At 48.1% G+C, this 26,872-nt stretch carries 25 protein-coding genes; 13 read left to right on the top strand and 12 right to left on the bottom strand.

Translation table 11 applies throughout. The features are described 5' to 3' along the window. The 5 genes from KH703_RS07715 to KH703_RS07695 all read right to left on the bottom strand — a co-directional run. On the bottom strand, positions 1-2,427 hold a 2,427-nt coding region (locus tag KH703_RS07715), incomplete at its 3' end, for a hypothetical protein (protein ID WP_304295314.1). Between the two features lie 579 nt (positions 2,428-3,006). Beyond that, positions 3,007-3,810: a transporter substrate-binding domain-containing protein gene (locus KH703_RS07710; protein WP_304295313.1), complete on the bottom strand. Its 804-nt coding sequence runs from the start codon at positions 3,808-3,810 to the stop codon at positions 3,007-3,009. Between the two features lie 99 nt (positions 3,811-3,909). Continuing rightward, entirely contained in the window at positions 3,910-4,716 is an 807-nt protein-coding gene (locus KH703_RS07705) for a transporter substrate-binding domain-containing protein (RefSeq protein WP_304295312.1), read from the bottom strand. A 94-nt stretch (positions 4,717-4,810) separates the two neighbouring features. Then, positions 4,811-5,620, bottom strand: a complete 810-nt coding sequence (locus KH703_RS07700; protein WP_297893824.1) for a transporter substrate-binding domain-containing protein — start codon at positions 5,618-5,620, stop codon at positions 4,811-4,813. 412 nt (positions 5,621-6,032) lie between these two features. Then, entirely contained in the window at positions 6,033-6,536 is a 504-nt protein-coding gene (locus KH703_RS07695; RefSeq protein WP_291936850.1) for a hypothetical protein, read from the bottom strand. Positions 6,537-6,619: 83 nt separating this feature from the next. Between KH703_RS07695 and KH703_RS07690 the strand changes: the two genes are divergently transcribed. Continuing rightward, entirely contained in the window at positions 6,620-7,498 is an 879-nt protein-coding gene (locus KH703_RS07690; RefSeq protein WP_304295311.1) for an aminotransferase class IV, read from the top strand. 46 nt (positions 7,499-7,544) lie between these two features. Here the strand turns inward: KH703_RS07690 and KH703_RS07685 are convergent, their stop codons facing one another. Both KH703_RS07685 and KH703_RS07680 read right to left on the bottom strand, forming a co-directional pair. Next, a complete protein-coding gene (locus KH703_RS07685; protein WP_304295310.1) occupies positions 7,545-8,510 on the bottom strand; it encodes a DUF3137 domain-containing protein in 966 nt (321 codons plus the stop codon). An 8-nt stretch (positions 8,511-8,518) separates the two neighbouring features. Then, positions 8,519-9,856 carry an ATP-dependent RecD-like DNA helicase gene (locus tag KH703_RS07680; RefSeq protein ID WP_304295309.1) on the bottom strand — a complete coding sequence of 446 codons (1,338 nt, stop codon included), beginning with the start codon at positions 9,854-9,856 and terminating at the stop codon, positions 8,519-8,521. Positions 9,857-9,912: 56 nt separating this feature from the next. Here KH703_RS07680 and KH703_RS07675 point away from each other — a divergent pair, with 56 nt between their 5' ends. After that, positions 9,913-11,295 carry an SH3 domain-containing C40 family peptidase gene (locus KH703_RS07675; RefSeq protein WP_304295308.1) on the top strand — a complete coding sequence of 461 codons (1,383 nt, stop codon included), beginning with the start codon at positions 9,913-9,915 and terminating at the stop codon, positions 11,293-11,295. Between the two features lie 340 nt (positions 11,296-11,635). On the opposite strand, the gene KH703_RS07670 is transcribed toward KH703_RS07675, so the two are convergent. Together KH703_RS07670 and KH703_RS07665 are read right to left on the bottom strand one after the other, a co-directional pair. Then, positions 11,636-12,199 carry an isoprenylcysteine carboxylmethyltransferase family protein gene (locus KH703_RS07670; RefSeq protein WP_304295307.1) on the bottom strand — a complete coding sequence of 188 codons (564 nt, stop codon included), beginning with the start codon at positions 12,197-12,199 and terminating at the stop codon, positions 11,636-11,638. Between the two features lie 513 nt (positions 12,200-12,712). Next, positions 12,713-13,732: an ABC transporter substrate-binding protein gene (locus KH703_RS07665; RefSeq protein WP_304295306.1), complete on the bottom strand. Its 1,020-nt coding sequence runs from the start codon at positions 13,730-13,732 to the stop codon at positions 12,713-12,715. A gap of 159 nt (positions 13,733-13,891) precedes the next feature. Between KH703_RS07665 and KH703_RS07660 the strand changes: the two genes are divergently transcribed. The 3 genes from KH703_RS07660 to KH703_RS07650 all read left to right on the top strand — a co-directional run bounded on the left by KH703_RS07660 (position 13,892) and on the right by KH703_RS07650 (position 17,481). Then, on the top strand, positions 13,892-15,316 hold the full coding sequence (locus KH703_RS07660) for an SPFH domain-containing protein (protein ID WP_304295305.1): 1,425 nt from the start codon (positions 13,892-13,894) through the stop codon (positions 15,314-15,316). Between the two features lie 563 nt (positions 15,317-15,879). After that, positions 15,880-16,623, top strand: coding sequence for a hypothetical protein (locus KH703_RS07655; protein WP_304295304.1), 744 nt, complete (start codon positions 15,880-15,882; stop codon positions 16,621-16,623). 117 nt (positions 16,624-16,740) lie between these two features. Next, positions 16,741-17,481, top strand: coding sequence for a sulfite exporter TauE/SafE family protein (locus KH703_RS07650; protein WP_304295303.1), 741 nt, complete (start codon positions 16,741-16,743; stop codon positions 17,479-17,481). A gap of 61 nt (positions 17,482-17,542) precedes the next feature. Here the strand turns inward: KH703_RS07650 and KH703_RS07645 are convergent, their stop codons facing one another. The 3 genes from KH703_RS07645 to KH703_RS07635 form a co-directional block, all read right to left on the bottom strand. After that, positions 17,543-18,163 (bottom strand): hypothetical protein, encoded by a 621-nt coding sequence (locus tag KH703_RS07645; protein WP_304295302.1) that lies wholly within the window; start codon positions 18,161-18,163, stop codon positions 17,543-17,545. 1,119 nt (positions 18,164-19,282) lie between these two features. Further along, the gene (locus KH703_RS07640) at positions 19,283-20,335 is read right to left on the bottom strand and encodes a HAMP domain-containing sensor histidine kinase (RefSeq protein WP_304295301.1); all 1,053 of its coding nucleotides are present in this window, start codon (positions 20,333-20,335) and stop codon (positions 19,283-19,285) included. After that, positions 20,332-21,012, bottom strand: a complete 681-nt coding sequence (locus KH703_RS07635) for a response regulator transcription factor (protein ID WP_304295300.1) — start codon at positions 21,010-21,012, stop codon at positions 20,332-20,334. The genes KH703_RS07640 and KH703_RS07635 overlap by 4 nt, the downstream gene beginning before the upstream one ends. 98 nt (positions 21,013-21,110) lie before the next feature. Between KH703_RS07635 and KH703_RS07630 the strand changes: the two genes are divergently transcribed. The 8 genes from KH703_RS07630 (at position 21,111) to KH703_RS07595 (ending at position 26,712) form a co-directional block, all read left to right on the top strand. Beyond that, positions 21,111-21,788: a CsgG/HfaB family protein gene (locus KH703_RS07630; protein ID WP_297902493.1), complete on the top strand. Its 678-nt coding sequence runs from the start codon at positions 21,111-21,113 to the stop codon at positions 21,786-21,788. Between the two features lie 9 nt (positions 21,789-21,797). After that, a complete protein-coding gene (locus KH703_RS07625) occupies positions 21,798-22,292 on the top strand; it encodes a DUF4810 domain-containing protein (protein ID WP_304295299.1) in 495 nt (164 codons plus the stop codon). Then, positions 22,289-22,969, top strand: a complete 681-nt coding sequence (locus KH703_RS07620; RefSeq protein WP_304295298.1) for a DUF799 domain-containing protein — start codon at positions 22,289-22,291, stop codon at positions 22,967-22,969. Before KH703_RS07625 ends, KH703_RS07620 begins: the two co-directional genes overlap by 4 nt. An 18-nt stretch (positions 22,970-22,987) precedes the next feature. Beyond that, positions 22,988-23,446 carry a DIP1984 family protein gene (locus KH703_RS07615; protein ID WP_304295297.1) on the top strand — a complete coding sequence of 153 codons (459 nt, stop codon included), beginning with the start codon at positions 22,988-22,990 and terminating at the stop codon, positions 23,444-23,446. Positions 23,447-23,837: 391 nt separating this feature from the next. Next, a complete protein-coding gene (locus KH703_RS07610; RefSeq protein WP_304295296.1) occupies positions 23,838-24,524 on the top strand; it encodes a tyrosine-protein phosphatase in 687 nt (228 codons plus the stop codon). A gap of 319 nt (positions 24,525-24,843) precedes the next feature. Further along, positions 24,844-25,704 (top strand): hypothetical protein, encoded by an 861-nt coding sequence (locus tag KH703_RS07605; protein WP_304295295.1) that lies wholly within the window; start codon positions 24,844-24,846, stop codon positions 25,702-25,704. 325 nt (positions 25,705-26,029) lie between these two features. After that, positions 26,030-26,440, top strand: a complete 411-nt coding sequence (locus KH703_RS07600; RefSeq protein WP_304295294.1) for a hypothetical protein — start codon at positions 26,030-26,032, stop codon at positions 26,438-26,440. After that, complete coding sequence (locus KH703_RS07595) at positions 26,437-26,712, top strand: hypothetical protein (RefSeq protein ID WP_304295293.1); 276 nt, start codon at positions 26,437-26,439, stop codon at positions 26,710-26,712. Before KH703_RS07600 ends, KH703_RS07595 begins: the two co-directional genes overlap by 4 nt. Positions 26,713-26,872 lie beyond the last annotated feature (160 nt).

Here is a 26,872-nt window from a genome sequence, read left to right as displayed (position 1 = left end):
ATTTACTACGTTGTTGCTGCCGCTAGCGGCTTCTGCTGCGTAGACATTGCCAGCAACTTGCGTGTTGCCGTTTAAATTTACAGTGTTGGAGGAAGCGGTGCCGCTAGCCTTTCCGCCATATACGCTTCCGCCTACGTTTACCGAGTTAAGAGTTATGGTGTTGGAAATCGCGCTGTTTCCCTTGCCACCTACCGCCATTGCTCCTACGCTGCCGTTGTTTATAGTTACGATATTGGATTTAGCTTCTCCGTTGCTAGTATTGCCGCCGTAAATGCTATTGCGGATTATCGTAGCATTCGTAGTTACGCTATTGTCGTGGACGTTTCCGCCGCCGCTACTGCTGTGGGTGATGCCCGCATTTACATACCCCACGTCTATTCCGCTTGCTTCGAAAGTTACGTGGTTATTATAAATTTCTTGTGGGGTAGCGGAATTTGAATACCCGCCGTCGATCTCGCCTATGCTGCTTCCGCCCTTGATCTTGGCGTAGTTATCGTGGACGCTATTGCTTCCGTCGGTAGCATCGTCTCTGCCCGAGCTTATGTTTTTGCCGCCTAGATTGCCTGCGCCCTCCTTTACTATTACGGTGTTTCCTTTATTGCCGAATAGATCAGTAGCGCCCGCAGCCTTGTTGGAATTTTGATTTTGCATTAGCTCGCTTTGATCGAAGTTGGGATCTATCCAAGAACGAGTTAGAGTGCCCTTTTGCATGATTAAATTCTTACTGTTTTCGACCTCGATCGTGGTGCCGGTGATTTGATAGTGATCTTTGTCGGTAATCGTATAAATTTGATTATCTTGCACGGTCTGCGCGGCTCTAGTGATCGTGCCGCCGCCTGAATTATGGATTAGATAGTACTTTCCTTCGTCTAAATCTGATTTTATACCCTCTATCTTTGTGCCGTTTAAATTTGTATTGCCGCTAGTAGTTAGAGTAAGCGGCGCATCGGCTTGGGTAGTGGAATATAGATCGTGAAAATTTATAGAGCCGAAATTTTTAATGTCCTTAGCTTTCTTCACACCGCCGCCGACCCAATTTTCTATATGTAAGGTATTAGTTTTATCTGAATTCTTATTGCTGCCGTAGATTGTACCGCTTATAGTGCCGCCTCTAAAATTTACGTTGCTATTCTCGACGCTGCCGCTTGTAGCGTAGCCCGCAAAGACGTCTCCTGCTATCGTTGTTCTTTCTTTATTGATATAAACGACCGCATTTTTGACGCTTCCTGCACGTGCGCCATAGACATTGCCGCCTACGTGCACGCCTTTATTAGAATCGAATGCCCCTAGAGTAACTCTATCGCCGTCCGATTCACCTACGATGCCGCTTGCTGCCGCGACATCACCTTTTACGGTACCTTTGTAAAGATCAACTACGCTTCGCGAGCTCGAGGCGCCGCCCAAAGAGCCTGTGACGCTGCCTACGATTGCATCGTCGTTATTGATCTCTACGCGATTTGCGCTCATTACGCTAGCGCTATTTGCTTGACCGCCTACTACTTGGTAATTTTGCGCTTTTAGCTTTGCGCTTATGGATACGGAGTTTGCGCTAGAGTTTCCGCTTCCGCCCGCTGCGCCCCAAATTCTACCACTTCCATTTAGAGTGATAGTATTTGTGCTGCTGTAATAAGGCGCCGTTATATTGACGCTATTAGAGTTACTTTGCCCCGTGGAGGATTGAGCGCCGAATATATCGAAGCCCCCTCTAAATGTGCCGCCTTTGATAGTTATTCTATTTGATACGGCATCATCACCGCCGCTTACTATACCGCCTACGATTACATTTGTAACGGAGCTGTTGCCAATAGTGCCTCCGTCGATCGTTACGGCGTTGTAGGAGGCTTTTTTATCCGCTCCACTTCTGCCGCCGATTATATTATAATGTCTATTTGAGCTACCGCCGAAGTTATCGGCATTTCCCGTGATTTCGGCGCCGTATTTTACAAAAACCTGATTTCGCGTCGCTTCGCCTTCGTTGCCTGTTTTAGACGCCGCTATGCCTTGCCCGCCCACGACCAAATTGACCTTAGAGCCGTTTTCCAAGCTCACGTAATTATCTGATACGCCCTTGGCCTCGGCGCCTATTGCGATACCCACGTAAGCGTTTGCACCTCTAATCGTAAGTCTATTGTTGGAGGCAGAGCTTAACTCGGTAAAGCCCGAAATTCCGTCGCCGCTTCCTCCGCCGTAAATCACGCTGCCGGAGTAATCAGTTCCGCCGCTTGCAACGCCCGTAATCGTCGTAATATTGCCATTTGGGCTGGTGCTACCACTACCGCTAGTATTGCCGCTAAATCCCGCCGAATAGAGGTTATTATGGGTATGGATAAGCGGCGGATTAGAATCTGCATTGCAAAGTGCTTGTGCGGGCGCTAGTGCGAGCACCGCTGCGAGGCTAAGCATAGAGGAGCAGATGGATTTTTTCATATATTGATCCTTTGAAATTCGTAAAGTTTGCGATTATACATAAAAATAGATCAGTTTGCAATATGAAAATCACTGATCGGTTTTTTTACAGAGGAGGGCTGCGTTTGTAATTTTAAGTAATAAAAATTTACTCTTTGCGCAGAATAAAGTCCTGGCTGCAAAATTTAACCCTTTTTTAGTAGGGGAAGGGTGATATTTCGAGTGGATTGCAAGTGGTGAAAAAATACTAGTAAAGGGATTTTGAGCAAAATTTGAAATAATAAGAATCTGAGCTAAATTTATTCCAGTAATTTCAAGCTGCGGTAGAATTTATGCAGGATAAATTTTAAACGAAAATCAAAATTCGCCCCGTAGTGCTTCAAAACTCAGTAGAATTTATGCAAGATAAATTTTAAACGAGCGGAATTTTATATAAATGCCGTTTCACCCGCGAAAAAGCTTTTTTGAAAAATTTAAACGAGCAAGATTGCGCGATAAAATTTTACGTGATCCCTGCCGCAAGAGCTAAAGTATGGCGAGCAGGAGATAGAATTTACGCGATAAATCTTGCGTGATAAATTTTAAAATAAGCCGCAAATCCTACAAGAAGCTGTAAATTCCATCTAGCAAGAAATATCTTTTATCCGCAGCGCCGTGATAAAATGGGTTAAAAGTACCTTCGTATGCCTTTTCGAAAAAGCCTTCTTTGCTTAGCTTTATAAGCTCTGCATTGACGAAATCCAGTAGCTCTTTATTGCCCTTCTGCACGCCAATACCCATGAAATCGGGCTTGCCTAGAGTTTTAAGCGGCACTTCTACCTCGCTATCGACTACCGGATATGCCATCGCGATGAGATTATCGGTCGCGTAGGCGTCCACGTCGCCGTCTTTTAGCATGCGGTAGCACTCCCTGGCGATCTTGCAAAATGTAAAATTTCCAAAACCTTCTTGTTTAAAAAATGCCTCGCCTGTACCGCCGCTTTCGAGTAAAATTCTTTTCTCTCGTAGATCGGCTAAGGATTTTATTCTATCAGCCTTGCGGGTTAAAACTCCAAGATTTACCGAAAAATACGGTGTTGAAAAATCGATCTGCTGCGCGCGTTCAGGCGTAATGGTAATCGTAGCGATGACGATATCTACGTGGTTGTTTACTAGTGCTGGAATTCTATCCTCGACTTTCATCGGCACAAGTTCGATTCTGCCGCCTTTTTCGCCGAAAAGATCATTTGCTATGACCTGTGCCATCGTAACTTCAAAGCCCTCGAAAGTTCCATCGTTCAGCTCGCTAAAAGGAGGCTGTCCGTCGTAAACGCCGATGCGAACGACGCCTTTTGATCTGATCTGTTCCAAACTATCGGCGAAAGCAACGATAAATGGTAGTAATATTGCAAGAAGCAATTTCATGGCAAATCCTTAAATTTAATCTCTTTTCCGCTTTCAAATGAAGCGGGAAATTTTATTTGCTAAAATTCTAAAAACCGAACTTAAAATTTAAATAAGCTTTTAGAGCATATTATAAATTCTATCTAGCAGAAAATATTTCTTATCCGCCGTACCGCGATAGAATGGATCAAAGCTCTGCTCGTAGGCCTTTTTGAAAAAGCCCTCTTTGCTTAGCTTGATGAGCTCTGCATTGACGAAATCAAGTAGTTCCTTGTTGTCTTTCTGCACGCCGATGCCGATGAAATCGCTAGGGCCTAGGTTTTTAAACGGCACCTCTAAAGTATCATCGATGACGGAATATGCAAGCACTATGAGATTGTCGTTTATATAGCCGTCCGCATCGCCATTTCGAATCATTTCGTAGCATTCCTTAGCCGAAGCGCAATGGCCCAAATTTTTAAATCCTTTGTTTTTGAAAAATCTCTCCGCCACCGTCGCGTCGCCTTCGAATACGATCTTTTTATCATGAAGCTGCGCGATATCGGTAAAAGCGTCGGCTTTGCGCGTTAATACGCCCAAATTTACGGAGAGGTAGGGGAGGGAGAAATCGATCTTTCTTTTTCGTTCGTTGGTGATGCTAAATAGACCGATAACTAAATCAAGCTTGTTTGCCTCTAAAAATGGAATTCTATCATTTACGCTTAGTGGGATGAACTCGATTTTGCCCTCTTTTTTGCCGAAAATTTCTTTAGCGATCGCGTTTGCAAGATCGATTTCAAATCCTTCAAATTTGCTGCCATTAGACTCGCAAAGCGGCGGATGGGCGTCGCGCACTCCGATGCGAATGACGCCGTTTTGTCTGATTTGATCTAGGCTATCGGCAAAAAGCGCCGCACAAAATAGAACCGCTATAAAAAGTAGTTTCATTTTATGTCCTTAAAATTGGATTTCGCATATTATCCGCTTATAATAAATGACATTTTAGTCGAAGGCGTTAGATAAAACACTGCTAAATTCCGTCCTAAAATATAGCATAGAGCCCATCTAGTAAGAAATATTTTTTATCTGCAGCGCCTTGATAAAATGGCTTGAAAGTTTCATCGTAAGAACGTTCGAAAAAGCCCTGCTTGCTAAGTGTAACAAGCTCTTTATTTATCAGATCAAGCAATTCGGTATTGCCTTTGCGCACCCCAATGCCTAAGAATTCCGGATTACCTAGATTTTGGATTGCTACTTCTAAGTTGTCATCGATAATGGAATAAGCTAACACGATGAGATTATCATTAACGTAAGCATCGGCTTTGCCTTGTTTAAGCATATCGTAGCATTCGGTAGTAATGGAGCAATGGATTAGATTGTGGATTTTATTTTTATACAAAAAATTTTCTGCCGTAGTCCCGCTACCCTCTACTAGGACCTTTTTGTTTGAAAGATCGTCTATACTTTTGATGCCGTCGCTTTTACGTGTCAAAACTCCCAAACTCATCGAAAAATATGGATAAGAAAAGTCGATTTGCCTTTTTCTATCTTGCGTTATCGTGATGGTAGCGACTGCAAGATCTACCTTATCGTTTTGTAATGCAGAGATCCTATCGCTGGCGTTTAGAGGGACGAACTCGACTCTACCGCGCTTATCACCGAATATGCTCTTAGCTATAGCATCTGCAAGGTTGATTTCAAAGCCTTCGAAATTACCACTTTTTTCATCACTAAAAGGTGGCCTACCATCACGAACACCGATTTTAACGACTCCAGCAGATCTGATCTGCTCCAAACTGCCCGCAAAAACACTGCTGCAAAGTGCAAAAATAATGCAAAAAAGTAGTTTCATAAACTATCCTTTTCTTAAATTTAATATTATCTCTTAGATATTGCGTGATTTTACCCTAAAATAGTTAAACATAACTTCAATTACATAATACAGATTGCTAAATCGGCAGCAAGTGAATGAGATTAGAATTTAAGAAACGATAGATAAATTTTATGAAGTGAAATTTAGCCGTAGCGAAATGTGGCGCAGGAAAGTATAAGCTTTGATTAAAATTTATCTATCGTAATTTACGGTGCAGTTTTTGCTGTATCGGCATAGAATTTTAATTTGGAATTCATCCATCATACCCGCTTGCTTTTCGAGCTAGAATTTTTACGTCTTGCCTACGTGCCGCATATCTCGCAATAAAATTTTAAAATTTGCTTGGGTTGAAATGCTGTTTTGTGTTATATAATTTTGCGGTATTTTAAAACTATTTTTCGCCAACTTCTACGATTTTGCTTAGCACGTATTGTTCTAGCTCGCGTCTAGGCACGTCATTTTTGAGCGCTTCGTTGTAGATATTTTCGACTATGCGGCTGTATTTTTCGTAGGGGAAGTAGAGGAAATGGTTCGCCCAAGCGCGTTTGATGAGCTCGTGGGTTAGCTTTTTTCTAGCCCACGCTTTGAAGCAATCAAAGCCGATAAAAACCGCCGACGTCGCTATGATCGTAAATAAAATGGAGAAGTGAAAGTCGATCTTTTCAAACATCGCGTGCGTCAGCGTTATCAAAAACATAACGCAGACAAATGCGAAGCAAGCAAAGATCACGTAGGATTTGCCGTAGTTAAATTTAAAATTTAGCTTCGAAGGATCTACGAGCATTCCGTCGTTAAACTCGGCGTTGGCTTCGAGTAGATCGCGGAAAAGCACGGGTTTATGCGATACATGAAACATAATATCTAAAAGCCTATCTTTAAAATTTGATTTATCCATCGGGTTTCCTTCGATTTTTGCGGCATTATATCTTAAATTAAATTGTTATAAGATAAAATGGTGCGAAATTTCAAGGAGCGATTATGTTTGAAATCAGCGGAATGAGTGGCGACGAGATAGTTTATATTAACGGCAAATTTTGCAAGGCCAAAGAGGCCGCGATAAGCCCTTTTGATCGCGGTTTCGTGCTTGGAGACGGCATCTATGAAGTAGCGCCCGTGGTAAATTCTAAAATTTGTGATAGAGCGGATTTTTGGGAGCGCTTTGAGCGCAGCGCCGCGCAGATCGAGCTAAAAATTCCATATTCTCGCGAAAAATATGAGGAAATTTTATATGAGCTCATCGCGCAGGGTGGCGTGAGCGAGGGCGCTTTCTACACTCAGATCACAAGAGGGGCTGCGATGCGCGATTTTGACTATGTCCGCGGCATAGAACCTAGTGTCTTTGCTTTTGTCTATCATACGCAAATCTTTGATAATCCGCTCGCAAAAGAGGGGATCGAGATCGTAAGCCTGCCCGAGATCCGCTGGCATAGGCGCGATATAAAATCGATTTCGCTTCTTGCGCAGTGTATCTTAAAGCACGAGGCTCACAAAGCTGGCGCTTATGAGTGCTTTTTGATCGAGGACGGGCTGGTTACTGAGTGTTCGAGTTCCAGCGCGTTTATCATCAAAGATGACGTCCTTATCACGCGGCCGCTTTCAAACGACATACTGCCCGGTATCCGCCGCAAGGTGATCTTAGGTCTTGCCGAGCAGGCGGGGCTTCGTGTGGAACAGCGAGCGTTTGGAATGAGCGAGGTTTATGAAGCCGATGAAGCCTTTATCAGCGCGGCGACGCTGATGGTGCTGCCGATCGTAAAGGCAGACGGCAGAGCGATCGGCGGCGGTGCGGTCGGCAAATACGTACCGCACCTGCGCGAGATGTATGCTGCGCGGCTAAGGGCCGAAGCGGGCCTGTAATAGGGCGGTCAAATTTAGCCCGTTAAATTTAAACGATACGGGCTGATTAAATTTTGCTTTCTAGCTCCCCGGTTATGTGACCCAGCTCGCTTACTAATTCTAAAATTTCAGACAGTTCGTATTGATGAGCATACGCCGTTCCGGTTGTCGGAGGTATGCTAAATAGCTCTGTTTCGAAGCGATTCGGCGCGCCGTTTAGAAATAGGTAAAATTTATTATCCATAAACGCCGCGCTTATGCTAAATTTATGGTAGTATCGCTTTAGCTCGTTTAGTCGCTCCATCAGCGCAGGCGTCAATAGATAGCGAGCTTCTACCTTGTCGTCGGCAAACACGCGAAATTCGCTATTAAAAATGACGTTGTCCATTAGCTCCTTCTCGCCTAAAATTTTTGTATTTAGCTCGCGGCTCGCCAAGATGGTTTTGGCGTAAAATCTCTTGCCGAATTCGCATATCAGCACGCTGCCGCTAAAATCCATATACGCATCATATAAGCTCATTGCAAGCGAAGCTAGCTTCACATAGGTATTGTCTATGCCCAGATCGTAGTTCTTTTTGATTCTAATCGCCTCGCTGAGGCTAAATTTTACCCCATCCCATTCGCCTTTTATCTCATCTTCGCTGATAAAATCGGAGTTTGCAAAGATTCCTGCTCGCCTGAATTCCTTCGCGCTTATGCCACGTCCTGGCGAATAAGTAAACTGCGGATACGCCTGTGAGATCGCCGTGCGCACCAAAACTTTTTTGTAAAATAGTTTATATTCATAAGCGGCGTCCGCAATGCCGTCGTAAATGCAAGCAACATAAATAATCAAAAGCACCGCATAGATAAGATAAGCTTCGATCATCTTGTAATCCGTATCATCGTCTGTTTTAAATACCGCATCGATCGCAAACATCACGATAAACGGGAACAGATACAAAAATGCTATCTTGGCATAGATCATCACTACCTTGCAAATACACTTTTTTTGTTTGGCTCTACTTAGCGCTATTGCTCTTTCTAGCTGCATGCGTTTCCTTAAATTTTTTGATCCGAAATTTTATAAAATTCATTCTCTTGATAAAATTTCACTACAGCTTCATCCGCGCTTGCGCTGCGCTGCAAATACCGCAGCAATGGTTCCGCGCGCGTATATATCACCCCGAGCCCCGCAAGGCTCGTCGCACGCGAAAGCGCCACGTAGAGCTGCCCTTTGGCAAAGATCCTGTCGATGTCGCAGATGAGCTGCGGGATGCTCATGCCTTGGGATTTGTGGATTGTGATGGCGTATGCGAGCTTGAGCGGGAACTGATAATACCGCGCCAGCACGATCTGCTCGGCATCCGTGCCGCTTGCGGCGATCTCGCTTAGTTCGTATGTTTGCAGCTGCACGCGGCTTAGCATGCCCGAGGGTTTTTTTACGACCACGCTTTCGATCTCGCCGCCGGAACTTTTTTCGATCTTTTCGACGACGCCTTGCTCGCCGTTGAAAAACTCGCCGCTTTTGTTTGCGGTAAACAGCACCTTTGCGCCCTCTTTCAGCGTCAGACTTTGCGGCGTATTTAGCGAGGCGATCCATTTTTGAATTTTCTGCTCGCTCACTCCGCTTTGCAGCGCTTCATAAACGCCCTCGAAGCTGCTTTGCGGCGCATTAAGCTTGGCTAGTCTGGCGTTATTTATCGCATCTACTTCGGCGTTTCTGCCCGAGATTATCGTAGCGTTCGGCTCAGCTCGCGCGGCATAGATGATCAAAGATCGCATCAGCTCCGCCGTCTGCTCGCTTGGGGTGCCGAGCCGCAGCTCGCAAAGCAGGCGGTATAGCGCCGCATCCGCGGTGCGCTTGGAGCCTATCATCTCGACGTAAAAAAACTCGCACTGCTTCCACGCGTAGGAGCCGAAGGCGTAATCTGAGTCGCTAAATAGGCTCGCGCGCGGCGCGCTCTCGCCCTCTTTGCGCACCGGCGGAAGCTGATAAAAATCGCCCGTAACGAGCAGCCGTCCGTTAAATTTAGAATTTGAAATTCTAAGATAGATCATCTCGAAAAGCTCGGCGCCGATCATCGAAATTTCATCGATCACGATGAGATCGGCGAGAGCTAAAATTTTTCGCAGCTCGCTTAGTTTGCCGCTTTGTTTGCGATCGAAGCTCTTTAGCTCCTCGTGGTTTTTGCAAATGCCGAAGCGGAAGAAGCTATGCACGGTCACGCCGCCGATCTCTACGGCGCTGATGCCGGTGCTGCCGAGCACGATGACGAGTTTGCCGCGAGCGCGGTAATCCTCGATGAGCTCTTTTATCACGTAGCTTTTGCCCACGCCTGCGCCGCCCGTGATGAAAATATTGCGATCTTTTAGCTTTTGGATTATGAAATTTATCAAGTTTTTTCCTATTTTTTGGCAAAATTATAGCCAAAATTTTTTAAAAGGCATTTTGTTTGAAACAATTAGTATCTCTCATCTTCGCGGCTTTAATCCTTGCAGGTTGCGGTAAAACCGTCCATAAATTTATCCCGGAAAATCCCGCTGTTTTGGATCTCGAATACGCTCAAAACAGCGAGCGGCTGCCCGCTCCTGCGTCGGTGCAAAACATAAGCGGAAAAGCGTTTAAGAGCCGCTATTTTAAAATTTGGTTTGACGATGCGCCCGTGAAGGCGGGAATAGATACTTTTTGGGGGCTTAATTACGCCAAGGGGCGCCACTTTGACGCCGCAGGCAGGATATATAACGACGCGATCTACCAAAGTATCCGCATAAATGCGAACGAAGAGGCATTCGGGCTAATCTCCGCGCCAGCTATTACGGTAAAAAACGCGTTGCTGCGAAATATCCCAAGCGACTTGCCGATTTTCGGCGATCCGAGCGAGCCGGGGGAGGGCGAGCCGTTTGATTACGCCGCAAATTCCGCCGTGAGCGTGGGCTATCCGATGCTGCTGTCGCATTACAGCAGAGACGGCGCGTGGGCGTTCGTACGCAACGATGGCGTGTGGGGCTGGATCAGAAGCGATGCGATAAAGCGCATCAGTCCTCAGCAGGCAGATATTTACGCAAATTCTAAATTTATAACGATCCTGCGCGACGGCGCCGCCGTCTATGACGAAAATGGCGCGGAGCTTTTTAGAGCGCGCACCGGCACGATCCTGCCGTATGATTTTAGCGGCGAACGCGATCTTGGCGGCACGCTCGGCTTGCGGAGCGTATTCGGCGGCGAAATTTTAACTCAGTTTGGCGGCAAGAGATATTTCATTAGCGCGGAGGATGCGAGACTTTGGCCTGCGCCGCTTGATGAGCAAAACTCAAAGATCGTAGCCGCTAGCCTGCTCGGGCAGAAATACGGCTGGGGCGGGTATAAATTTCTTCGCGATTGCTCGCTTATGACGAAAGATTTTTTGGCGAATTTCGGGCTGTGGCTGCCGCGAAATTCTAAGGCGCAATCGGCTCGCGGCGAGCGTTTTTCGCTAGCGGGGATGAGCGCGAATGAAAAGCTTAGCTTAATCGGCAAAAACGGCGTAGCGTATAAAACCCTGCTGTATATGCCTGGCCACGTGATGCTCTACGTAGGGCAGGTGGATGGAAAGCCTGCGGTGCTGCACGATATCTGGGGGCTTCGTACGATGGATGGCGGGCGCGCAGTCATCGGACGCACGGCGATTACGTCGCTTACTATCGGCTCGGATCGCGCGGACATCGCTGAGGATCGCCTGCTGATATCGCGTATCAGCTCGATGAGCGTGCTTTCGGGCGAGGAGGACTTTATTTTGGACGATCGGTTCGCTCCTGAGGATCCGAGTACCCTATCTGCGTATGCGAGCGGAAATTAGCGGCACATGCGCCTATAAGCGCGAATTAGGCTTTACTTTATAGCTGCCGTCGTAATTGATTTTGCTGTTTTATGGAGTCTCACGCGCTTGACGGACGCCGCAATGCCTGCAAGCGTAAATTTAAAATGGCGTTTTTAAATACCGACTATTTTAAATTTAGCCTAGATAGCGAATGAATTTGAAATTTCGGGCTTAAATTTAGTCTAAATTTAAGCCTATATCTCGCAGTCTTTAAAATTTCGGGCAAAATTTTAAAATTAGCCCGCAAGTCTAGTTAAAATTTTAAAATCGCTATCTAAATTTACGCTCCCGCTTTAAAGCTCAATCGCGCGCCGTTCTCTTAAAAGAACAAAAAATATCTCGGCGTTTTGCGTTTATACTCCAAATACTCCCGCCCGTAGGCCTGCTCGCAATAGCGCTCTTCACCCAGGACCACGAGATGGTTGTATATGGCAAAGGGCACTATCGCTATAAGTAGCCACAGCGACGCTGAAGCGACGCAAACGCCCGCCATGCCGAGGAAATAAAAGAAATACATCGGATTGCGCGATAGGCGGTATATGCCGCCTTGTGCGGCCTTGTCCGAAGGGGCTGCCGCATAGTCGTAAAACGCCTTGATGAAGCCCGCAAAAGCCGCTATATAGATCACCGCTCCGATCCAAAACCACGCGCTGCCCGTCTTAAGCGGCACGAACACCGACAAAATAAGCAGCGCTACTTGCAGCAGCGAGCTTATGATCGCATTTCGCTTGTCCGCGAGCGTGTACCAGGAGGTATCGGTAGCGCGCTTGCCGACCTCTTTGTAGATAAACATATACACGAACTGTATCAGCACCATCGCAAATGAGGGTATCCAAGCGCCCGTTAGAGAGGGCTCAAGCGTTGTAAAAAATGAAATTTCCATGATCGCCCCTTTCGCTTTAAATTTTATCTTGCAGCTTTGTTTTGCCCTTGTTTGCTTGCCGTTGTTTTGTCCTTTTTCGCTCGCCGTGGGTTTTAAATTTTACTCCGCCTCGCACTGCCCGTTTGACATGCTGCGGCTATGTTTGTCCGCCGCGCCGCGCGTTAGAGATGTCGCTTTGGTTGGGACAATTCGGTAACGACGCCGTCATTTAGGTATCGACTCGCCGAGCAACGATGAGATCTGTATTTTATGCGGGCGACATCCGCACTTCAACGCGCCAAAATGCGAGACAGCGGCGCTTGTTTTGACGATACGACGACGCCCGCCCGTATGACTAGACGATTTGTCTATTCGGTGTCGAGATAGGACGGGCGGTCTGCTCGGCACCGATGTGCCGCCGCACGATGAAACATTCTGTGCCGATGTATCCGCTGCCTACTACATGATGAAACTGTTCGGCGCGGATGCTGACTACTAGGTGCGGCGCCGACGTCGTTGCTTCGGTGCTGCGTCTTATTTACCCTCTGGATTGAGTCCTTTTAAAATATAGCCAAATTCCGTATCGCTTAGCTCGTAATTCATAAATTTTTTATAAAACGCCTTCGTTTCGGCCTTTATGTCGATGTCGGCAAAAAGCTCCGGCTGGATGGTTTTCGCCGCCCACAAAATTTGAAGCACTGCATCCGCGCCGTATCGATCCCAGTTGAAAACCCCGCGCGGATTGCCGTAAACGCGTCCGTTTTTGACCGCATCCGTGCCGCTGTAAACCGGGCTAGATTTGATCTTCTCTACCGCATCTTCGTTGTGATCGCCGCCCACGATTATGATCTGCGGGTTGCTAGCGATAATCTCCTCGGCGGTTATAGTCTTCATCGGGCCTTTGGTGGCGGTGATCGCATTCGTTCCGCCGGCCAGCTCTATCCACGAGTCGATCAGCGTGCCCTTGCCGTCGATCTTTAAAAGATCGCTTCCGCCTACGATGTGAAGGACGCGCGGGCGCTTATCGGGGCTTAAATTTGCGGTGCGGCCGCTAACCAAAGCGATATTTTTATCTAAATTTGCGATCAGATCCTTCGCTCTTTGCGGCGCGTCGCCGCCTAGCATATCGCCGCACATCCTGATGCTGCGCCTCATCTGCTCGTAATCGCTAAAGCTCGCTTTTAAAACGGTAAAGCCCTGCTTAGCTAAATTTTCGCCCGCCAGTGCGGTTGAGACGATGACTACGTCGGGGTTATGGCTCATTAGCTCCTCTAAATTTACGTCGTTATTTTTTAGCAGCACGGGGATCTGCGCTAGGCGCGGATAAATTTTAAGAAACCATGCGTTTTTGCTGATATTATCGGTGGTAGCGACGATCTTGTCCGCTCCGCCCAGAGCCAGTAAAATTTGATTGTTCGCATGCCAAAGTGCTGCGATGCGCTCTACGTTTGTCGGGATTTTGACCTCGGTGCCGTCCATATCCTTGATAGTTCTAAGCTCTGCTGCGCTCGCAAAAAGAGCACCCGCTAAAAGCAGTAGTAAAAATTTTTTCATTTTTTCTCCTAAACGGTATTGAAATATACGCCGCTATATTACAAAAAACCTCATTAAAATTGCGTAAATTTTAACCGCTATCGCTGCGATTATTTATTATTTTTCAAAGTAAATTTTTATATAATCCATTTTAAATTTAGCATTTTTGAAGGAGAGAAAATGGGTGAAATTTTATATTTGATAGGCGCTGCCGTCGGGGTTTTAATCGCGCTTTTTATCATCGTGCCTCTGTTTTTCAGGCGCATAGTGGAGACGAACGAAGTGCATATCGTCCAAAGCGCGCGCAAGACGACGAGCTACGGCAAAGATACCGGCAACGGCAACAGCTATTATGAATTCCCAAGCTGGGTGCCGGTGTTGGGCGTTACGAAGATCGTTTTGCCCGTCTCTGTTTTTAGCATCAAGATCGAGGATTACGAGGCGTATGATCTAGGCAGGCTTCCTTTCGTCGTTGATATTACGGCGTTTTTTAGGATTATGGATTCAAATTTAGCCGCGCAACGTGTCAATAATTTTGAGGATCTTAACAATCAGCTTAGAAATATCATTCAAGGCTCGATCCGCTCGATCCTTTCGAGCCGCGTGCTTGAGGACATCTTGCAGATCCGCTCCGAGCTCGGAGATGATTTTACCAAGGCGGTAAAAACGCAGCTGCAAAACTGGGGTATCGAACCCGTTAAAAACATCGAGCTGATGGATATCCGCGATAGCAGCGGTAGCAAGGTTATCTTAAACATCATGGAGAAGAAAAAATCACAGATCGAAAAGGAAAGCCGCGTCGAAGTCGCAAACAACACCAAGCTCGCCCAGATCGCCGAGATCGAAGCTGCGCAGGCAACCGAAGTGCGCCAGCAGGAAGCCAATAAGATGGTAGGCCTTAAAACCGTCGAAAACGAGCGGGAGGTCGCGATCTCAAAGGAGCAGGCCGAGCAGCTCATCAAGGATCAGCAAAAGATCACACAGGAAAAGGCGATGGAGGTCGTGCGGGTAAACGACGTCAAGCAGGCCGAGATCAAAAAGCAAGTGGAGATCGTAAAGGCCGAGCAGGAGCAGCGCAAGATCGAGATCGACGCCGAAGCGCGCAAAAACGCCAAGATCCGCGACGCCGAAGCGATCAAAGAAAATCAAATTTTAGTAGCGCAGGGCGATAAAGAGAAGCAGTTTCTCGCAGCCGCGGCGCTTTTGGAGATGAAGGACAAAGAAGCGCAGGGTACGCTAAAGATAGGCTCTGCAGAGGCCGAAGCGCTTAGGCTAAAAGAGCTCGCGCCCGTAAACGCGCAGATCGAGCTGGCGCGCGAGATCGGCGAAAATCAGGGCTATCAGACCTATCTCATTTCGATCAAACAGATCGAAGCGAACCGCGACATCGGCCTAGAGCAGGCCAAGGCGCTAAGCGCGGCGGATCTTAAGATCATCGCGAACGAAGGTAGCGTGGGCGAGGGGATGAGTAAATTCGGCGAAATTTTAAGCGCCAAGGGCGGCACGCAGCTAGCCGCGATGCTTGAAGCGCTAAATCAAAGCGAGGTCGGTAAAAAGGTGCTGGATAAAATTTCAGGCGCCAAGAGTGAGGACAAATCCGAGTAATATTCGCAGCCTGGGGCGAGTAAAATTTTAAATTTACGCGCTAGCGACGCTGCGGACGAGAGTAAATTTGAGCGATACGCTAGCGGCACGGCGCGGGCGAGCAAATTTGAGCGGTCTGCTCGTCCGGGCGGTTTGGCTGTCTGCACTTGGATAAAATTTAAGGCGCTAGAGAAATTTAAAGGTTGCGAAATTTCAAATACTCGCGAAATTTCGGATTTTCGTGGGATTTTAAAACGCTACGAAATTTCAAACGCTCGTAAAATTTCACGCCCTTGTGCGCGAGCATTTAAAGACGGCGCTGTATCGCAAGTATTCGCAGAGCGCCGAAACTGCGGGTAAATTTTAAAAAATTCGCAAAGCGAGATTTAAAATTTAGGCGCGGGTGCATAGCGCTCACGGATTGCACTTAGTAGCCGCCAAATGCTTAAACTCTGCCGCCTAGCGGTCAAATTTCGCCGACTAGCGAGGCTAAATTTATTCGGTTAGCATTAAATTTAAGAAGCGCGAGCCGTTTGAGCAGCGCAAAATTTAATCCGCCTGCATAAAATTTTAAGGAGCGCACGATGACAAATGCCGTAAATTCCGCGCAGTACCAAGCGCGCATTAAGCAGGCGGAAGCTCTTTTTGAGGGGCAAAATTTTACCCGGCGCCAAACGATAAATTTAGGTAGCGGATATGAGATCGTAAAGGACGCATATAGGCTCGGCGCGGCAAATTTTAGCGGCGGCGAATACACGCTGTTTGGCGCGCCGCAGATAAAAAGCCTACACCGCATAGACGACGGAAATGGCAGCTGCGTAGCCCATCTCAAAAGCCGCGCGATAAAAACTTGGCGCTGCATAGACGATCGGGTGGAATTTTTCAGCCTGATCCGCCACGCAAACGGCAAATTTTACCTCGTTTTTCGCCAGGATCTATACGGCTACAGCGTGCTTGAACTGGATCGCGGGCGGATCATGCGCTTCGTGCCGGACGCCTGGACGCTCGGCAAGGAGAGCTTTATCTTCAGCGGCGTGCGCTATCTGCGGGGCTGGGACGCGCTGGCCGTGAGCGGCTGCTACTGGGCGGCTCCAAACGGCGTGCATTTGGTGAGCTTTGCCGAGCCGATGAGCGAAGAGCAGAGATATATCGATGTCTTAGACTGCATGCAGGGCGGCTACGACATCTACGAGCAGGCTGATTTTGCGGGCTTTGAGGGTAATGAACTGAGCCTGAAATGCTTTCGCGCGGACATCTTGCGATATGAAAACGTAAAAATTTCGCGCGAGCAATGCCGCGAATGGATGCGCGAAGTAAAACGGCTATAAGCTTTAAATTTGCTAAATTCGCGCTTAAATTTCAAGGCTTGCAAAACGGTAAAATTTAAGACAAGCCGCAAAAAGCGGAATTCGGCGAGACCAAGGGGGCTATAATAAGGAATACGGATGTTTTTTGAATACATTTTAATCGGCGCCTGTGTGGGCTTTATCAGCGGATTTTTCGGTATCGGCGGCGGCACCGTCGTGGTGCCCGTGATGATGCTCTTCGGCTACGATGTCAAGTACGCCATCGGCATTAGCATCATGCAGATGATCTTTAGCTCGATCTTCGGCTCGTTCGTAAATTTTAAAAGCAAAATGCTAGACATCGCGCCCGCGCTGGTGCTAGGGCTCGGGGGCTTTTGCGGCGCGCTTAGCAGCGGCTTTATCGTAAGCTATTTCTCGTCAAAATTCCTTCTGGGCACGCTTATTTTGGTGCAGATAATAAATTTAATCAAACTCTTCAAAACCCCGACCGAGCCCGCGGGCGAGGCCAACGAATCTAAAATTTTGCTCTTTATCGTGGGGCTGTTCGTCGGCGCCGTGGCGATCAGCGTGGGTATCGGCGGCGCGGTATTCGTGATGCCTATTTTGATCAGCTTTTTAAACTACGACATCAAAAAGGCCGTCAGCACGGGGCTGTTTTTCGTGATATTTTCCTCAAGCGCGGGCTTTATTAGCCTTGCCGCGCACGGGCTCGTGTACTACGAAATCGGCGCGTTACTCGGCGTCGGCTCGCTAGCGGGCGTTTATGCGGGCGTCAAAACCTCGCACAAGATCGGCAAAAAAGCTCAAAAGCGCTGGATGATAGCTCTCATCGTCGCAATACTTTGCGTGACGATCAAAAAATTTATCGTCCTAAACTAGCGCTATTCGTTTCGCCTGCCACGCCTAAATTCGGCCTAGAGCGTGCTTTAAATTTTAAAATTTAAACTCCGTCCGTTTGCGCGAGCGATTTTTGAAATTCGTATTTGAAATAAAATGCCCACGCTAGCGGACAAAGGATTATTAAAATGACGGCTGTGACTTCGGCGGCTTGCGCATGAAATATTACGAATAAGGCACCTATGTAGTTAAGAACATAAGCAAAACCCCAAAATACCGCGCTTGAGCGGTCGTTTGATATCTCGGTTGCGACCAAATAGATGCAAATGCAAATTAGCGAGGCAATTAAAAAGGCCTCAAAGACGCCTAGTTCTTGGTAGTTTACGTCCGAAGCAAAATAACCCAGCGCGCAAGACGCTAAGATTATCGCGAGTAAAATTTTGCATAAAATTTTAAGCGATTTGACTTCGGGCGAAGCATAGATTATATGCGCGCAAAGAGCTATAAAATAGGCACCTGCGACAAAATCAAAAAATATGTAATAAGCGAATTCTCCAAATATCCCCAAATCATAGCCGCTTCCTAAAATTTTTTCATCTATGACATATAGCGCGCCGAATTTCGCCGCTAAAAATGCAGCCGTAAGCAGGATCGGGTGTAGTAGCGCCCTGCCTGCGAGCAGGTCCGCGTAAATGCGCCCGAAGAAATTTATCAATCTTTTCACGCTAGGCTCCTTTGAGATTTCGCCGCTTTCGGCGTCTTTCGTGAAATTTTCGCCGCTTGGTTTAAATTTGATCTTAAATCGGGATAAATTTTAGCTTGAGAGCTTTTAAAAATCGCTTAGTGGCAAAGGCGGTGAATTTGCATGCTTGGAGGCAGGCTGCATATTTTAAAATTTACGTTGCTTAAATTGGCTTTCTTATCACAAGCTGTTTTGCGGGCGAGCACATATTACAAAAAGTGCGGATGAAATGGGGCATCAACTAGCTCGTCCGTCCGCTCGTAGCATTTAAAATTTTATTCGATTTTTAGTTGCGCAGCTGGCTTATCTGCGGCGGGTTTGCGTATAGCGAGGTTTGTGCGCGGCTGGCTTGCTTGCGGTATAGATTTGCACGTAGTGAGGTTTTGCACAGCTAGGTTGCGCGCAGGCGGCGGGTGGATTAAAATTTGTTTTAAATCATTAGCGAGGGTGTGCCCCTTTTCGCAGCGGATGCGAAGCAGGGCACAAATTTTATAAATTTACGGCAGATCGCCGAGCTCAAAGCGTAAAAATTACGCGCCTAAAACTACAGCCGACAAAAGCCCCCACAAAATGGCCTCTATCGCTAGCACCGAGTGAAGTACGGCCTTACTCATCGCTTCTCCTTTGTTTTTAATTTTATTTATTTGCCAGACTCGGGCCGCTATGGGCGTGCCCGATCGATCTATGGACGGGATTATACAGAGCGATTGTGTTCTTAATGTGTCTTTTTGAAATTTAGAACAAAATTTCTCCGTCCGTCGCAAAACGCGAGCGAGCGGCAGGGGATTTAAGGCAAAATTCGGCAGTCTGTGTTAAGGCGCGGCAAATTTAAGCGAGCCTGCCGCCCGCCGTAATGCGCGGCAAAGTCGTAAAGGGCGGTAAATTTAAAGCAGAATTTCGACTTTGTCGCGGCGCGCGAGGCGTCCGCGCTTTTTTACGTCGTCAAAGCTTGTATCATCAGAGATTGCATCGGCCAGGATTGTGCCGTCAGGGCCCGTATCGTCAAAGCTTGCATCGGCGCGACTTCGCCTGTGGGGCGAAATTTTACGGCGAGCTACGAATTACAAGACGCAGATTATCCGCGCCGTCTTGATCTGAAATTTAAAGCGGAATTTTAACGCTCGCTTCGGTTCCGACGCCGGGTTCGCTTTCGTATTCGATCTGCCCGCCTAAAAGACCCACCGCCGTGCGTACGATGCTAAGCCCAAGTCCGCTGCCAAGCTCCTTGTGCGATTCTTCGCACTGATAAAATCGGTCAAAAATTTTATCCAGCTTCTCGCGCGCGATGCCGATGCCTTCGTCTTTGATGCTCACCTGTGCAAAACCATCGCAAGCGCGGCAACGGACGAAAATTTTACTGCCCTGGCGCGAGTACTTAAGCGCGTTTTCGATCAAATTTCGCCAAATTTGATTTAACAGCCCCGTGTTTGATCGCACGCTAAGCGGCGTTAGATCGAGCTCAAACTCGCGCTCTCCGTAGCTTTGGCTCAGCGATATGATGCATTGCCTAAGCTGCTCGTCGATACGTACCGTCTCATCTAGGCGCACCGCCGCACCGCTATCGAGTCTCGTTAGCTTTAGCATGTCGGTGCAGAGCTTGCTTAAGCGGTTTGCTTCCGCGCCGATGGAGGCTGCGTATCGCACCGCGCGCTCCTCGCTCACGCCGCCTTCGATCATCTCGCTTAACGCAGCGATCGAGGAGATCGGCGTTTTCATCTCGTGCGAGACGTTTGAGACGAACTCTTTTTGCAGCTGCTCGTGCTTTTGCAGTTTCTGCGCCATTTTATTGACGTTTACTACGAGCTCGTCCAGCTCGTGCATATAGACGTAATCAGTGCGGTACCTGTGTATCTTACGCTCGGCGCGCGCCTCAAAATCGCCGTTTGCGATCGCGGTAATCGCGCCTAGTAGCCGCTTGATCGGGCGAAATAAAATTTTAAGTCCGAAGTAAAGCAAGGTAAAATTTAACGCCATCGTGATTAGGCAGATGATCGCGCACAGCGCCACTCCGTCCCAAAACCCGCCGATCTTACCGCCGATGCCTATGTAAAAAAGCATGCAAACCGCAAAGCAGACGATGAAATTTATCACACCGAATGCGAGCGAAGAGTAAAACGCGATGAAGCTTTTGAGGCTGATGAGGTATTTTTTCATGCTCGCTCCTTTTTTACCGCTTTGTAGCCGAGCCCGCGCACGGTGATTATCTCAAAGTCTTTGGAGTTTTCGAATTTCGCCCGTAGCTTTTTGATGTGCGTATCTACGACGCGCTCGTCGCTGTCCGTTTCGTAGCCCCAAATTTCGCTCATTATCTCAAATCTCGTAAAAATTCTGCCCGCGTAGCTTAGCAGCAGAAACAAAAGACGAAATTCCTTCGGCGCCAGACTTATCCGCTCGCCCGCCGCGCGGACGCTTAGCGTATCGTAGTCAAGCTCGCTTCCGCCTATGAGAAGCCGCTTTTCGTTCGCGATCTTGGCTCGCCTTAGCAGCGCATGCACGCGCAGTACGAGCTCTTTTAAATTTATCGGCTTACTCATATAATCGTCCGCGCCGCTTTTAAAGCCCGTCTGCATATCCTCGATCTCGTTTTTTGCCGTTATGATCAGTATCGGCTGGCTCTTGCCGTCGCGCCTAACGTATCTGCTAAGCTCAAAGCCGTCCATCTTAGGCATCATCACGTCCGAGATGATCAGATCGAAGTGCGCCTCATCCAGTGCCTCTGCCGCCTGCTTGCCATTGGAGGCGCAGCTCACGCTAAAGCCCTCATCAAGCAGCTTTTCTCTTATCGCCGAGCTCAAAACCTCATCGTCTTCGACCAGTAAAATATTAAGCATAATCGCTCCCGTTTTGCTAAATTTATGCGCTTAAATTTATACATAAAATTTTAAGAAATAATGAGATATTATACGTAAATTTTTTCAAGGAGTAAAGAATGAATTTCAAAAAAACCATATCGGCTGCCGTTATTGCAGCTTCTGTGCTGGCGCTATTTAGCGGATGCGCGAAAGAGAGCTCTCGCGTAGTACAAACCCCTACGGTAGCGAGTCTAAATACCAACTACTCGGGCGAGCGGATCGCCGTGTCGGTAGGACGCTTCAACAATCAGTCCTCTTACAACAACGGCGTGTTCTCCGACGGCGAGGACAGACTGGGTAACCAAGCGCAGACGATTTTGATCTCAAGCTTGCAGCAAACAGGACGTTTCTCGGTGCTTGATCGCACGAATATGCGCGCCATCAAAGAGGAAAGCGCAATCTCCAAAAGCGCACAAAACTTAAAGGGCGCCAGATACGTTATCACCGGCGACGTGACTGAGTTTGGCCGCAAGACGACCGGAGATCATCAGCTGTTTGGAATTTTGGGTAAAGGAAAGACCCAAACCGCGTATTCTAAAGTAAATTTAAACATCGTTGATGTTAGAACGTCCGAGGTGGTCTTTTCGACCCAGGGCGCGGGCGAGTATGAGCTATCAAACCGCGAAGTGCTAGGTTTCGGCGGCACTGCGGGCTATGATTCGACGCTAAACGGCAAGGTGTTAAGCCTAGCGATCATCGAAGCGGTCAATAATCTCGTAAACGGCCTTGAAAACGGCGCGTTTAAAGTGAGATAAGGATAAAATTTGAAAGCAGGTAGCGTTTTTGCGCTTTCCGCTGCTGCCGTGATCTTTTGCGGCTGCGGCGGCGGGACGCGGAATCAAATTTATTACTGGGACGGCAGCTACACGGACTCGACCTATCAGTATCTAAAGCAGGAAGGCGACGTAGGCGAGCAGATCGAAGCGCTTGAAAAATCTATCCAAAAGGCATACGAAAAGGGGCTCAAAGTCCCGCCGGGGCTTTATTCACATCTGGGACTTTTGTATCTAAGCGCGGGCAACGGCGCGAGGGCGAGGGAGAACTTTGAAAAAGAAGCTCAGGCCTTCCCTGAATCAAAGCCGTTTTTGACCTTCGTTACAAACCCCGCCGCGCTTAAAAAAGCTGAGGCTGCGACCAAGCCGGGCGCTGATAAAGTCCAAGGATCAAGCGAACGCGAAGTCGCCAAAGCAGCCTCTGTAAAGCAAGGCAAAGCTGCCGCGAAACAGGGCGGCAAAACGAATAAAAAGGCTAAAAAATGAAAAATAAAGCTCAAATAGCGATTTTTAGCGTATTCGTGGCGCTGTTTTTTAATGCGTGCGCTCTAAGTGAGCCTGAAATTTATGACTACTCGGCGCTTCAGCAGGCTAAGCCTCGATCGATTTTGGTGCTGATGCCGACAAACGAAACTACCGAAGTGGATGCGGGTCCCGCCGTGCTTGCCAACGCGATCTATCCGCTAAGTGAGGCGGGCTATTATGTATTTTCGCCTGCGCTCGTGCATGAGACCTTCAAAAATAACGGAATTTACGAGGCGAGCGAGATTCAAAACGTCTCCGCGCACAAGCTAAGGCAGATTTTTGGTGCGGACGCCGTGCTGTATCTGAACGTCGTCAAATACGGCACTTCGTATATGCTTATCAAAAGCACGAACGTAGTGGCGGTCAATGCCAAACTTGTGGATCTGCGAAGCGGCGCGACGCTCTGGGAGGGCTCGGCGCAGGTCAGCGACGACTCGGGCGGAGGCGGTAACAATCTCGTGGGTATGCTGATCTCCGCTGTCATCAAACAGATCGGCGATACTGTCTCCGACGCGGGATACAAGCTCTCTGCGAGCGCAGATGCGATACTTTTGGGGCAGAACTGCAACAAATGCTTGCTCTACGGCCCGTATTCGCTACACTACGGACAGGATAGACAGCTTGGCGGCGGCAAATAAATTTTAAAAAGGACGAAAATGAAACTAGCCGAGGCGCTGATACTGCGCGCAGATATACAAAAACGCATCGAGCAGCTAAAATCAAGACTCGCAGATAACGCAAAGGTGCAAGAGGGCGAGAATCCTAGCGAAGAACCAAAGGCGCTGCTAGCCGAGCTAGACGCGCTCACAAGCGAGCTTGAGCGGCTAATCGTTCGGATAAATTTAACCAACTGCACCGCAAAAGCGGACGGCAAGAGCCTAACCGAGCTAATCGCCAAGCGCGACATACTCACGTTAAAAGCGGGCGCATTGCGGGCTTTCGCGCAAGCTGCCGCGCAAAAAGTGGACGCTTATTCGCGCAGCGAGATTAAAATTTTAAGCACGGTCGATGTCGCGGCGCTGCAAAAGCAGGTGGACGAGCTAGCAAAGCAGATCAGGCAGCTCGACACGACGCTGCAAGGCGCGAACTGGCAGACCGATCTGATCGAAAGCTAAAAGCGTAAAATTTAGAAAAATTTCGGGTAAGTATCGCAAGAGGCGAGTACGAAACTCACCTGCGAAGCAGGTTTATGGCAGCGCTCGCGGAAACGGGCGCACCCCTTTTACGATTTATTTTCAGTAAATTTACAGGGGCAATGTAACTACGCAATGTAACTACCGCGTACTGATCTAGCGATACCGAGGGCGGGAACGGGGAAATTTAAAACGAAATTTTGATTTTTACGGCGCGCTTTGCGGGATTGCAGCGAAATCCCGCGGCGGATTTCGGGCGGGCTTGACGCCCAAATTTTGCGTTAATTAAGGCGCGCTTGCTATTTTGTATTTTAACCGCGAGCGTCAAATTTTACAAAAATCATAAAATTTAGCCAAATTTAAAGGATGAAATTTGAAATTTAAAACCCTTGCGCTAGCGGTCGCATTTTTCTTTGCGACCGGCATGAATGCGGAGCTTGCGACAGAAGCAAATTCCATAAATTTTAGAAAAACGAGCGGCGCGGAGCAAAATCTCGCGGACGCAAAAGACGCCAAATTTCAAAACGCACATTTTAAAAGCGCAGATACCGCAGCGCGCAGCATAAACCCAAACTCATCGCAAAAAGCAACCCTCATCGACGAAGCGAAAAATTTCTACCGCGTGGACGAGCTGCTGTTTCGCAGCGCTCAGCTTGATGGAAGCTACGCCGCGAAGCTGCACGAGCTAGGCATCAAAAGCATCGTAAATCTGCGCCATTTTAGCAGAGGCGGCGACAGAAGGGCGTTTGGGGATCAATTTTGGCTCGCGAACAAGCCGCTTCAAAGCTGGGAGATAAAGCCCGCGCAGATCGCGGACGTCTTGCGCACCATTCGCGAGCGCCAAAAGGAGGGCGCCGTGCTCATGCACTGCTATCACGGAGCCGATCGCACGGGCCTTGTGGTGGCGATGTACCGCGTGATCTATCAGGACTGGAGCCTGGGTGCCGCGCGCAGCGAGATGATAGACGGCGGATACGGCTTTCACTCCATGTGGCAGGATATCGCGGGCTTTTTGACGCCGCAAAACGAAGCACTCGTAAGAGCCGAGCTTGGAATTTAGACGAAATTTCTCTGCCCTATAAGACGGCGGCAAAATTTGTAAATTCGAAGCGCGTGAGCTTGATTTAACAAAAGCTTGTGCGGCTTAAATTTGACTAGAGCCCGCCTGGCTTAAATTTGGCGGGCTTAAATTTGCAAACTACCGCGGCGAGTTATTGCGGTGGCGGAGACATTTGCGGGCCGAGCCGCGGCGAGCCTAAATTTTACGGCGGCATAGTTTGAAAAGAAGTTTTGCGAGCTCGATAGATGGGTTTAAATTTAGCGTCACCGCTTGCGCGATAAAATCACGCGCTTTAAAATTTTAAAAACGGAGATTGCAAATGATACATCACTTTGCGGATCTGCTAGATCGAAAGGACGATTACTGGGCGATGGTGCCGAACCGCGAGCGTTTCGCATTCGCGCTAAACGGCCCCGTGGCGGATAAGCAAAGCTTGCAGATCGCTACTATCGGGGCGGAGACTCCTTTTTGGGAGCAGATTTTTGAGTGTGGGGATCTGCAGGAGCTTACTCTGCATCTTCCGAGCAAGGAGCAGATCGCCGCACTACCGAGACTTGGGCAGCTTAAGCGTCTGCGCATTACGAGAGCTCAAGTAAAAAATATCGATTTTCTCGCCGAGCTGCCGCTTTTGCAGGAGCTCGTTTTGGAATACGTCTCGGGATTTTGTGCCCTTTCGCCTCTGCGCGAGCTGAAAAACTTAAGATCGGCGCATTTTGAAAATTTACGCAGAGCGAGCGATTTTTCGGGACTTAGCGGCATAGCCTCGCTACGATATCTGTGTATCAACGGTACGCTGGATTGGGATCAGCCGATTGTAGATTTCGAGTTTCTCAAAGGCTTATGCGGTCTTGAAGTGCTAAAACTAACCTGGGTGAAGTGCAAGGCTCCATATCCGGCGCTTTTGCCGCTTGCCGCTCTTAAAAATCTAAAAAAGATAAGCCTGTATCCGCACGCCTTTGCGCTGGAGGAGTATGCGCTTGCGCAGCTTATTTGTGAGGGCGTAGAGGGTGCGCAAATGTCGCTTGCGGTGGAGTTTAAAGATACCGGCTATGTATATTTTCTAGGGCGAGGCTCGGGATACACCAAAATGGGGGCGAAAAACGAGCTGCAAAGACGCGCGGAGTTTGAACAAAAATTTGAGGCGTGCAAACAAAAGGCGCGGGAAATTTTAAATTTATAGGTATCGCTAAAATTTCACTCTTTGCGGCGAGCTAAATTTAAAACCGAAAATTCCTAAAAAATATAGCAAAGAGATTGCAAGATGTAAAATTTAAGTCGTAAAATTTTACGCATTTTTCTACTGAAAATTCTCATACCCTTTTTTCAAATATGCGCTCACGCCGCCGCCGCGCACGTATCGCAACCACAATCGGCTAAATTTTAAAAGTCCGATTTACGCTTGCGGCGACGGGACGTGTAAAACGCCGCAGATATTAGAAAAATATCCGTAAATTTAGCCGAAACAGAGTAAAATTTGAGCGGCAAATTTAGCAAAAGGAGCGATCGTGGAAAATTTATTGTTAGCGCAGTTGCGCGAGGCGCTACCGCAGGGCATGCGCGTGCCGAGCGAACTTGAGACGCTTTATGCGTGGATCGAAGCAAACGGCTTTTATGACGACGCGGGCGGGCGCAGACGCGGCTATCTCTACCCGCAAGATCGGCTGCAGCAGAGCTGGAGCGACGATGAGCGCGAGGGCGGCATGGACATCGTATTTTTCACGGATGAGCCGAAAAATCGCGACGAGGAGTTAAGGTATTGGTTTTACGGCGAGGATCGCGAGCTTGCCGCGGAGATCAAGCAGCGGCTTTGCGTGCTCGCGGGCAGCGGCTCGGAGGGCTCGATGTGCGCGCTATGGCTGGACGATGCAGGTGAGACTAGACCCCGCACATGGGCTCCGGCTCGGGCTCGAGCATGACCTGTGTTTTGGCTAACAGCGGGCTTGATTTTTTGCGATTGCTCGCGATCGGATACGATGAGATCTGCTGGGATGAGGATTTTAGCACGCCGCCAAACAGCGAGGATGACGATTTTATCGTGCATCCAAACGTGAAATTTCAGCAGTGGGTAACACAGACGTTCAAAACGACGATCCCGCAGACCGCGCTTGAGCTCGTCACTCCCGCGCATCTAGACAACGAGAACCCGAGCGATGAGTTTTTGATCTGGGTAAATCGCGTCGCGGGATAAAATTTAAAGCGGCTTTTTTGCGCTACTTAATGAAGTATTGCGGGGTTTGCTTTCACAGGAAACCTTGTGAAATTTAAGCTTTTGCTGGCTAATTTAAAGAGCGTAAATTTAATGGGTATCTTTTGATTAAAATTTTAATGGTAGCGGTATCCATTTGGAA

Source organism: Campylobacter gracilis, assembly GCF_018374135.1.
Classification (GTDB): Bacteria; Campylobacterota; Campylobacteria; order Campylobacterales; family Campylobacteraceae; genus Campylobacter_B; species Campylobacter_B gracilis_A.
Note: the sequence above shows the minus strand (reverse complement) of the source record. Positions and strands in the feature narration are given on the sequence as shown.